This is a genomic window from Burkholderia pseudomultivorans, from assembly GCF_902499075.1.
GTDB classification, from domain to species: domain Bacteria; phylum Pseudomonadota; class Gammaproteobacteria; order Burkholderiales; family Burkholderiaceae; genus Burkholderia; species Burkholderia pseudomultivorans.
This window is the reverse complement of the sequence record NZ_CABVPP010000069.1, coordinates 25,101-35,091: the sequence shown is the minus strand read 5'-3', so window position 1 is coordinate 35,091 and position 9,991 is coordinate 25,101. Positions and strand designations below refer to the sequence as shown.

General features: G+C 69.3%; 9 protein-coding genes and 1 pseudogene. All 10 read left to right on the top strand.

Annotated elements, in window-relative coordinates; genetic code table 11:
- The first annotated feature begins 72 nt into the window (after positions 1–72).
- Positions 73–873: a chemoreceptor glutamine deamidase CheD gene (cheD, locus tag BST28156_RS30170; protein WP_174904132.1), complete on the top strand. Its 801-nt coding sequence runs from the start codon at positions 73–75 to the stop codon at positions 871–873.
- Between the two features lie 5 nt (positions 874–878).
- Positions 879–1,961, top strand: a complete 1,083-nt coding sequence (locus BST28156_RS30165) for a protein-glutamate methylesterase/protein-glutamine glutaminase (protein WP_174904131.1) — start codon at positions 879–881, stop codon at positions 1,959–1,961.
- A gap of 66 nt (positions 1,962–2,027) precedes the next feature.
- On the top strand, positions 2,028–2,423 hold the full coding sequence (gene cheY / locus BST28156_RS30160) for a chemotaxis response regulator CheY (protein WP_060245972.1): 396 nt from the start codon (positions 2,028–2,030) through the stop codon (positions 2,421–2,423).
- 1 nt (position 2,424) lies between these two features.
- Positions 2,425–3,162 carry a protein phosphatase CheZ gene (gene cheZ / locus BST28156_RS30155; RefSeq protein ID WP_174904130.1) on the top strand — a complete coding sequence of 246 codons (738 nt, stop codon included), beginning with the start codon at positions 2,425–2,427 and terminating at the stop codon, positions 3,160–3,162.
- A 202-nt stretch (positions 3,163–3,364) separates the two neighbouring features.
- Entirely contained in the window at positions 3,365–3,868 is a 504-nt protein-coding gene (locus tag BST28156_RS30150; RefSeq protein ID WP_060245974.1) for a DUF2844 domain-containing protein, read from the top strand.
- Positions 3,869–3,884: 16 nt separating this feature from the next.
- The gene (locus BST28156_RS30145) at positions 3,885–5,183 is read left to right on the top strand and encodes a DUF3443 domain-containing protein (protein ID WP_174904129.1); all 1,299 of its coding nucleotides are present in this window, start codon (positions 3,885–3,887) and stop codon (positions 5,181–5,183) included.
- A 249-nt stretch (positions 5,184–5,432) separates the two neighbouring features.
- Entirely contained in the window at positions 5,433–6,623 is a 1,191-nt protein-coding gene (flhB, locus tag BST28156_RS30140; protein ID WP_060245976.1) for a flagellar biosynthesis protein FlhB, read from the top strand.
- 40 nt (positions 6,624–6,663) lie between these two features.
- Complete coding sequence (gene flhA / locus BST28156_RS30135; protein WP_060245977.1) at positions 6,664–8,760, top strand: flagellar biosynthesis protein FlhA; 2,097 nt, start codon at positions 6,664–6,666, stop codon at positions 8,758–8,760.
- Positions 8,757–9,212 (top strand): annotated as a pseudogene (gene flhF / locus BST28156_RS30130) (flagellar biosynthesis protein FlhF); the annotation flags it as partial. The gene flhA and the pseudogene flhF, both read left to right, overlap by 4 nt.
- Before the next feature lie 70 nt (positions 9,213–9,282).
- Complete coding sequence (locus BST28156_RS30125) at positions 9,283–9,933, top strand: DUF502 domain-containing protein (protein ID WP_040128152.1); 651 nt, start codon at positions 9,283–9,285, stop codon at positions 9,931–9,933.
- Positions 9,934–9,991 lie beyond the last annotated feature (58 nt).

Below are 9,991 nucleotides of genomic sequence, written 5' to 3'. Positions count from 1 at the left end.
GCCCGCGCCGTCGACGGCCGCCGCTGCGCCGCGCGCGCGCCTGCGGGCCGCGCCCGCCGCCGGAGAGCGTGGATGAGCGCGCTGCCGATCGCGACCAACCGGTACTTCGACAACCACTTCGGCCTGCCGGGCGTGAAGCTGCTGCCGAACGAGTTCTACACGACCGCCGACGACATGGTGCTGGTGACCGTGCTCGGCTCGTGCGTCGCCGCGTGCCTGCACGATCCGTTCGCGGGCATCGGCGGGATGAACCACTTCATGCTGCCCGACGACGGCGCGGATCCCGGCGCGGCAGCGTCGGAGTCGATGCGCTACGGCGCGTATGCGATGGAAGTACTGATCAACGAGCTGATCAAGGCCGGCGGCCGCCGCGAGCGCTTCGAGGCGAAGGTGTTCGGCGGCGCGGCCGTGCTGGCCGGGATGACGACGATCAACATCGGCGACCGCAACGCGGAATTCGTGCGCCGCTATCTTGCGCTCGAGCGCATCCGCATCACCGCGGAGGACCTGCAGGGCGTGCATCCGCGCAAGGTCGCGTTCATGCCGCATACGGGGCGCGCGATGGTGAAGAAGCTGCGCCTCCAGGTGCCGGGCGTCGCCGAGCGCGAAGCCGCGCTCGCACGCGATGCCGAGCGGGCCCGCGCCGCGCGGTCGCGCGCGCAAGTCGAGCTGTTCCAGGCGAAGCGGCCGGCCGCGCCGCAGCCGGCGCGCCCGCGCATCGAGCTGTTCGGCGCGCGCGGGGCGAGCGCGGGAAGCGCAGGCGGTGCGGGCGGCGTACGCGCCGGGGGCCCGTACGCCGGGAGCCCGTATGCCGGGAGCCCGTACGCCGGCAGCCCGTATGCCGCCACCCCATCGAAAAAGCAGGAGGCGTGAACGTAGTGCAAAAGATCAAAGTGTTGTGCGTCGACGACTCGGCGCTGATCCGCAGCCTGATGACCGAGATCATCAACGGCCAGCCCGACATGACGGTGTGCGCGACCGCGCCCGATCCGCTGGTCGCGCGCGAGCTCATCAAGCAGCACAACCCCGACGTGCTGACGCTGGACGTCGAGATGCCGCGCATGGACGGGCTCGACTTCCTCGAGAAGCTGATGCGCCTGCGGCCGATGCCGGTCGTGATGGTGTCGTCGCTGACCGAGCGCGGCTCGGAGATCACGCTGCGCGCGCTGGAGCTCGGCGCGGTGGATTTCGTCACGAAGCCGCGCGTCGGGATCCGCGACGGGATGCTCGACTACGCGGAAAAGCTCGCCGACAAGATCCGCGCGGCGTCGCGCGCCCGCGTGCGCCAGGCGCCGCAGCCGCAGGCCGCCGCGCGCGCCGCGGCGGGCCACCCGGCCGCGCCGATGATCAACAACCCGCTCGTCAGTACCGAGAAGCTGATCATCATCGGTGCGTCGACGGGCGGCACCGAGGCGATCCGCGAGGTGCTGACGCCGCTGCCGCCGGACGCGCCGGCCGTGCTGATCGCGCAGCACATGCCGCCCGGCTTCACGAAGTCGTTCGCGCAGCGGCTGAACGGCCTGTGCCGGATCGCGGTGAAGGAAGCCGAGCACGGCGAGCGCGTGCTGCCGGGCCACGCGTACATCGCGCCGGGCCACGCGCACCTGCTGCTCGCGAGAAGCGGCGCGAACTACATCGCGCAACTGTCGGACGAGCCGCCGGTGAACCGTCACCGGCCGTCGGTCGACGTGCTGTTCCGCTCGGCGGCGACGCACGCAGGCAAGAACGCGATCGGCGTGATCCTGACCGGGATGGGCCGCGACGGCGCAGCCGGGCTGCTGGACATGAAACGCGCGGGCGCACACACGTTCGCGCAGGACGAGGCGAGCTGCATCGTGTTCGGGATGCCGCGCGAGGCGATCGCGCTCGGCGGCGCGGACGAGATCGCGCCGCTCGCCGAAATGAGCCGGCGCGTGATGGCGCGGCTCGCAACGATGGGCGACCGCGTGCAGCGCGTTTAACGAGATGTGGCGGGGCGCGACCGACGTGGCGCGCCTCGACGGAAACGAATCTGGAAAGGAACGACGATGGACAAGAGCATGAAAATCCTGGTGGTGGACGATTTCCCGACGATGCGCCGGATCGTCCGCAACCTGCTCAAGGAACTGGGCTACTCGAACGTCGACGAAGCGGAGGACGGCCTGACCGGTCTCGCGCGGCTGCGCGGCGGCGGCTACGATTTCGTGATCTCGGACTGGAACATGCCGAACCTCGACGGTCTCGCGATGCTGAAGGAAATCCGCGCGGACGCGACGCTCACGCACCTGCCGGTGCTGATGGTCACGGCCGAGTCGAAGAAGGAGAACATCATCGCGGCCGCGCAGGCCGGCGCGAGCGGCTATGTCGTGAAACCGTTCACGGCCGCGACGCTCGACGAGAAGCTGAACAAGATCATCGACAAGATGGCGAAGGCCGGGAGCTGACGTGAACGAGCCGATCCATGCCGCGCTGGCCGGCGCCGGGTTTCCCCCCGACGGCCAGCCCGAAGGCGCCGATCTCGCGAGCGACCGCATCCTCGCGCGCATCGGCCAGGTGACGCGCACGCTGCGCGATTCGATGCGCGAGCTCGGGCTCGACAAGCACGTCGAGCGCGCGGCGGAAGCCGTGCCGGACGCGCGCGACCGGCTGCGCTACGTCGCGACGATGACCGAGCAGGCCGCCGAGCGCGTGCTCAACGCGATCGAGATCGCGAAGCCGGTGCAGGAGCGCATCCAGAACGAGGCCGAGGCGCTCGACGGGCGCTGGACGCAGTGGTACGCGGCGCCGATCGAGCATGCGGAAGTGCGCGAGCTGATGGACGACACGCGCGCGTTCCTGCACGCGCTGCCGGACGCGACCGCGGCAACCAACGCGCAGCTGCTCGAGATCATGCTCGCGCAGGATTTCCAGGACCTGACCGGGCAGGTGATCAAGAAGATCATGGACATGGTCTACCTGATCGAGCAGCAGCTGCTGACTGTGCTGGTCGAGAATATCGCGCCGGAACGGCGCGAGCAGTTCGCGGCGACCGCGGCCGCACTCGCGCTGGAGGCCGAGCAGACGAGCGCGACCGGCAGCCCCGAATCGCTGTTGAACGGGCCGCAGATCGCGCCGGAAGGCCGGTCCGACGTCGTCCAGGACCAGGCGCAGGTCGACGACCTGCTTGCAAGCCTCGGCTTCTGACACGCGCGCAGCGGGCGCCCCGCCCCCCGGCGCCCGTTGCGCGTACCGTCCGGCCCAGCCGGACCTCGCTTCGCCGGCCGAATTGACACGCCGTCACAGTCAGCAGGCATACTACGCGTCAGCGGCAACAAAACGTCATTCATACGACTTTCGCGATGGCCGGCGCGGGCGCCTGCATCGGGCGAGTCCCTTGGGGGGGAACGTGAAGCTGAAACGTTTGGGCTGGAGCGCCGCACGTGCGGCGGCGGCAACGAGCGTGCTGTGGGCGGTCCACGCGCACGCGGAACTGGGCGGCGCGCCGATGTCGCCGCCGGCGAACGATCCGGCCGCCACGGTGCGCGCGACGCAGCGCGCCATGCGCTCGGCCGGCGGCGCGCAGGCGAGCGCGGCCGCCTATACGGTGCGCGAGATCACGCTCGGATCGGGCACCGTCATCCACGAGTACACGTCGGCGTCCGGCACCGTGTTCGGCCTCGCATGGCACGGACCGACGATGCCCGACCTCGCCTCGCTGCTCGGCAGCTATTTCCCACAGTACACCGCCGGCGTTGAAGCCGCGCACGCGGCGCGCGGCTGGCGCGCGCCCGTGTCCGTCGGCACGAGCGACCTCGTGATCCGGACAGGGGGCCACATGGGCGCCTTCTCGGGGCAGGCGTGGCTGCCGACGGCGCTGCCTGCCGGGCTGACCGGCAACGACATCCAGTGACAGCGGGAGAGCGATCTTGCGAATTCCTCGTACATTCATGCGCTGGCTCGGCGTGCTGAGTCTCGCGGCCGCGACGGCCCTGGTCGTGACGGCATGCGGCGGCGGAGACGGCGGCAGCGGCGGCGGCAACAGCGCCGGCAGCGGTTCCGGTTCGGGTAATGGCAGCGGCAGCGGCGCGTCGGGCAATACCGCCAACACGGCCACCATCACGGTCGGCACCGGCGTGTCGAACGTCATCAATATTCCGACCGTCAGCGTGACGATCTGCGCGCCGGGCACGTCGAACTGCCAGGTCGTCGACAACGTGCTCGTCGATACCGCGTCGTACGGGCTGCGGCTCGTCGGTTCCGCGGTGTCGGGCGTCCTCAGCGCATTGCCGCAGTCGACCAGCGGCGGCGCGCCGCTGGCCGAGTGCGGGATGTTCGTGTCGAGCTATACGTGGGGGTCGGTGCGCACCGTCGACCTGACGATCGGCAGCGAGCAGGCGAGTTCGCTGCCGGTGCAGATCATCGGCGATCTCGACACGGCCAACGTGCCGAATTCGTGCGCAGGAAATCGCGCGTCGGCCAACACGGCGAGCGCGCTCGGCGCGAACGGGATCCTCGGCGTCGGACCGGCGCCGTACGACTGCGGCACCAGTTGCACGACCGCGTCGTCGGCGACCTACAGCAACTACTACGCCTGTCCGAACGGCAATTCGAGCTGCGCGACGACGCTGGTGTCGCAATCGCAGGTAGTGGCCAATCCGGTTCATCGTTTCGCGAACGACAACAACGGCGTGATCGTGAAGATGCCGGCCATTTCGAGCAGCGGGCAGGCGAGTGCGACGGGCCAGCTGATCTTCGGGATCGGCACGCAGAGCAACAACGCGCTCGGCGCGTCGACCGTGCTGACTTCGACGACGGCGGGCGACGTCGATGCGACGTTCCAGGGGCGCTCGCTGCTGACGGCGAACGGCGGCGGCGCGTTCTTCGATACGGGCTCCAATGCGTACTTCTTCGACGATTCGCAGACGATCTGTACGACCAACCGGGACTTCTACTGCCCGTCGTCGACCGTCACCTATACGGCGACGCTGGCCGGCCAGAACGGCACGACCGGCAACGTGTCGATGCCGGTGGCGAACGCGGATGCGTTGTTCTCGAACTCGTCGACGTTTGCGTTCGACGACATCGCGGGGCCGATGAGCTCGACGCCGACGACGAACCCGTCGTCATGGCTGGATCTCGGCCTGCCGCACTTCTACGGCAAGACGATCTACTTCGGGATGGATCGCACGTCGATGGGCGGCGCGGCGCCTTACGTCGCGTTCTGAGCGAGACACGACTTGCAGCAAGCGGCAAGGGGGGCGATCGAATCGCCCCCTTTTTTCATTCACGGGCGCCGCCGCCGCGCGTGACGCGCACCCGCGCGTTTCCCGCCGTCGGCGGGCCCGCACCGGGCCGCCCGATTCCCCGAAATACCCCCCTTTCCCGGCTTTGCTCGACCGATCGGCGTTTGACGCCTCCATGAATAATCGGTGTCACTGGAAAGCGGCATTCCGCCGTACCCGACTGGAGGCACCGTGGCAGACGAGAGCGATCTCGACAGAACCGAAGCCGCCACTCCGAGACGCCGCGAGAAGGCGCGCGAGGAGGGGCAGGTCGCGCGTTCGCGCGAGCTGGCTTCGTTCGCGCTGCTCGCGGCCGGGTTCTACGGCGCATGGCTGCTCGCGGGCCCGTCGGGCGCGCATCTGCAGACGATGCTGCGCGGCGCGTTCTCGTTCGACCGCGCGACCGCGTTCGATACGCACCGGATGCTGTCGGCAGCCGGCAGCGCGAGCCTCGAAGGCTTCGCCGCGCTGCTGCCGATCCTCGCGCTGACCGGGCTGGCGGCGCTGCTCGCGCCGATGGCGCTCGGCGGCTGGCTGATCTCGCAGAAGACCTTCGAGCTGAAGTTCGACCGGCTGAACCCGATCTCGGGCCTCGGCCGGATCTTCTCGATCCAGGGGCCGATCCAGCTCGGGATGTCGATCGCGAAGACGCTCGTCGTCGGCGGGATCGGCGGCATCGCGATCTGGCGCAGCAAGGACGAACTGCTCGGCCTCGCGATCCAGCCGCTCGACGCGGCGCTCGTCGATGCGCTGCACCTGGTCGCCGTGTGCTGCGGCACGACGGTCGCCGGGATGCTGGTGGTCGCCGGGCTCGACGTGCCGTATCAACTCTGGCAGTACAACAAGAAGCTGCGCATGACGAAGGAAGAAGTGAAGCGCGAACATCGCGAGAACGAGGGCGATCCGCACGTGAAGGGGCGCATCCGCCAGCAGCAGCGCGCGATCGCGCGCCGCCGGATGATGGCGGCCGTGCCGAAGGCCGACGTGGTCGTCACGAACCCGACGCACTTCGCGGTCGCGCTGCAGTACACGGACGGCGAGATGCGCGCGCCGAAGGTCGTCGCGAAGGGCGTGAACCTCGTCGCCGCCCGGATCCGCGAACTCGCGGCCGAACACAACGTGCCGCTGCTCGAAGCGCCGCCGCTCGCGCGGGCGCTCTACCACAACGTCGAACTCGAACGCGAGATTCCCGGCTCGCTGTACGCGGCCGTCGCCGAAGTGCTCGCGTGGGTGTACCAGCTGAAGCGCTTCCGCTCGGAAGGCGGCGCGTTCCCCGCGGTGCCGGTCGATCTCGACGTGCCGGCCGATCTCGACAAGGGTGCGTCGGTGCCTGCCGACGACGAGCGCGAGGAAGCGCAGGACGCGCTCGGAGGTGCACGATGACCAGCACCCGCGCCCGTATTAGTTCGCTCGGGGAGGCGGCATGAGCACGCCGAGCCTGTTCGCGAAGCGCCCGAACCTGCTGGCGGGCACCAACCTGCGCGCGCTCGCGGGTCCGATCCTGATCTGCATGATCCTCGGGATGATGATCCTGCCGCTGCCGCCGGTGCTGCTGGATCTGCTGTTCACGTTCAACATCGCGCTGTCCGTGATGGTGCTGCTCGTCAGCATGTACACGATGAAGCCGCTCGACTTCGCGGCGTTCCCGAGCGTGCTGCTGTTCTCGACGCTGCTGCGCCTGTCGCTGAACGTCGCGTCGACGCGCGTCGTGCTGCTCGAAGGCCACACCGGCCCCGACGCGGCCGGGCAGGTGATCGAGGCGTTCGGCCACTTCCTGGTCGGCGGCAACTTCGCGGTCGGCATCGTCGTGTTCGTGATCCTGATGATCATCAACTTCATGGTGATCACGAAGGGCGCGGGACGGATCGCCGAAGTGTCCGCGCGCTTCACGCTCGACGCGATGCCGGGCAAGCAGATGGCGATCGACGCCGACCTGAACGCGGGCCTGATCAACGAGGAGCAGGCGAGAAAGCGCCGCCAGGCCGTCGCGCAGGAGGCGGAGTTCTACGGGTCGATGGACGGCGCGTCGAAGTTCGTGCGCGGCGACGCGATCGCGGGCCTGATCATCATGGCGATCAACGTGATCGGCGGCCTGATCGTCGGCATGATCCAGCACGACATGACGTTCGCAGCGGCGGGCACCAACTACACGCTGCTGACGATCGGCGACGGCCTCGTCGCGCAGATCCCGTCGCTCGTGATCTCGACCGCCGCCGGCGTGATCGTGTCGCGCGTCGCGACCGACGAGGACATCGGCACGCAGATCACCGGCCAGCTGTTCACCAACCCGCGCGTGCTGACGATCACCGGCGCGATCATCGTGCTGATGGGGCTGATTCCCGGCATGCCGCACTTCGCGTTCCTGCTGCTCGGCGGCGGCGCGATCTGGCTGGCCCGCACGCAGACGAAGCGCGCGGCGGCCCGCAAGGCGGCCGGCGACGTGACCGAGATCGCGCCGCCCGCCGCGCTGTCGGCCGACAGCCACGAGGCGACCTGGGACGACGTGCAGCTGATCGACCCGCTCGGCCTCGAAGTCGGCTACCGGCTGATTCCGCTGGTCGACAAGAACAGCGACGGCGAGCTGCTGAAGCGCATCAAGAGCATCCGCAAGAAATTCGCGCAGGAAATCGGCTTCCTGCCGCCGGTGATTCATATCCGCGACAACCTCGAGCTGCGGCCGAACGCGTACCGGATCGCGCTGAAGGGCGTCGAGATCGGCACCGGCGAAGTGTTCCCGGGCCAGTGGCTCGCGATCAATCCCGGCCAGGTGACGGCCGCGCTGCCGGGCGCCGTCACGCAGGATCCGGCGTTCGGGCTGCCCGCCGTGTGGATCGACGTCGCGATGCGCGAACAGGCGCAGGTGTACGGCTACACGGTGGTCGACGCGAGCACGGTCGTCGCGACGCACCTGAACCATCTGGTCGTCCAGCACGCGGCCGAGCTGCTCGGCCGCCAGGAAGTGCAGGCGCTCGTCGAGCGCACCGGCAAGGACGCGCCGTCGCTCGTCGAGGACCTCGTGCCGAAGACGATCTCGCTGACGACGCTGCAGAAGGTGCTGCAGAACCTGCTCGAGGAAGGCGTGCCGATCCGCGACATGCGCACGATCCTCGAGGCCGTCTCCGAGCATGCGGGGCGCGGCGACGCGTACGAGATCACGGCCGCCGTGCGGCTCGCGCTCGGCCGCGCGATCACGCAGCAGTGGTATCCGGGCGCGGGCGAGATGCAGGTGATGGGGCTCGACGCGAATCTCGAGCGCGTGCTGTCGCAGGCGCTTGCCACCGGCGCGAACCCGGGCCTCGAGCCCGGCCTCGCGCACACGCTTCTGACCGGCACGCAACAGGCGATGCTGCGTCAACAGAATCTCGGGCTGCCGCCCGTGCTGCTCGTGCAGCACGCGTTGCGCGCGATGCTCGCGCGCTTCCTGCGCCGCAGCCTGCCGCAATTGAAAGTGCTGTCGTACGCCGAAGTGCCGGACACACGCACGATCAAGGTTGTTAACGTCATCGGGGGTTCCGCTTGAACATTCGCAAATTCACCGGCGCGACGAGCCGCGACGCGCTTCGTCTGGTGCGCGAGGCACTCGGCGCCGACGCCGTCGTGCTGTCGAACCGCACGCTCGATGACGGCAGCGTCGAAATCGTCGCACTCGCCGACGCCGAACTGGCCGCGGTCGCGCCGCCGGCCGCCGCTGCACGACCGCGTGTCGCGCTGCGCACGCCGGAGTCCGTGCCGGCCGCCGCGGTGCCGGGCATCGTGGCGCGGCCCGCCGCGGCGCCTGCGCGCATGAGCGCCAATCCGTATGCCGCCGGCGAAGGCGGGCTGCCGGACGTGTTCTCGTCCGTGTTCGGCGCGAGCGCCGACCTGACGGAGACCGCCGCCGAAGCGGATGAGGATGGGTCGGGCGCCGTTGCGTCGGGCGCCGCTGCACCGTCGAGCGCCGCGCCGGCACCGGCCGCGGCGCCCGCCGCCGCCAGCAGTTGACAGTCGCGGCCCCACCGGGCCGCGCCCATTTCGCGCCGCCGGCGCGGTCCATTGACGGCAGATGATGAAAAAGACGACCCTGAAATCGGTGTTTCTGACCGGCCTGCTGGTTCTCGTCCCGCTCGCGATTACGCTGTGGGTGCTCGGCCTCATCATCGGCACGATGGACCAGACGCTGCTGCTGCTGCCCGAATCGTGGCAGCCGGAGCGGATGCTCGGCTTCCACCTGCCGGGCATCGGCGCGGTGCTGACACTCGCGTTCATCTTCGTCGTCGGGCTGGCCACGCAGAACTTCATCGGCCAGAAGCTCGTCACGTGGTGGAACGCGGTGGTGCGTCACATCCCGGTCGTCGGGCCGATCTACACGAGCGTCAAGCAGGTGTCGGACACGCTGCTGTCGAGCAGCGGCAACGCGTTCCGCAAGGCGCTGCTGATCGAATACCCGCGTCGCGGCTCGTATACGATCGCGTTTCTGACCGGCGCGCCCGGCGGCGACGTGGTCAACCATCTGACGGAAGAGTACGTGAGCGTGTACGTGCCCACGACGCCGAACCCGACGTCGGGCTTCTTCCTGATGCTGCCGAAGAGCGAAGTCATCGAACTCGACATGTCGGTCGATGCCGCGCTCAAGTACATCGTCTCGATGGGCGTCGTGGCGCCTCCGGCGCCGGTTCCGGCGCCCGCCCGCCGCCCCGTCGAGCCGCCGCTGTAAGCCAAGAATCATCGCCCGGGCCGCGCGTTGCGGCGCCCGTTGATCAAACCGAACGAAA

Bases quoted from the DNA above. Each gene is read 5' to 3' on its own strand.
- flhA (WP_060245977.1), top strand. From the start codon at position 6,664: ATGAGCACGCCGAGCCTGTTCGCGAAGCGCCCGAACCTGCTGGCGGGC.
- BST28156_RS30125 (WP_040128152.1), top strand. From the start codon at position 9,283: ATGATGAAAAAGACGACCCTGAAATCGGTGTTTCTGACCGGCCTGCTG.
- cheD (WP_174904132.1), top strand. From the start codon at position 73: ATGAGCGCGCTGCCGATCGCGACCAACCGGTACTTCGACAACCACTTC.
- cheY (WP_060245972.1), top strand. From the start codon at position 2,028: ATGGACAAGAGCATGAAAATCCTGGTGGTGGACGATTTCCCGACGATG.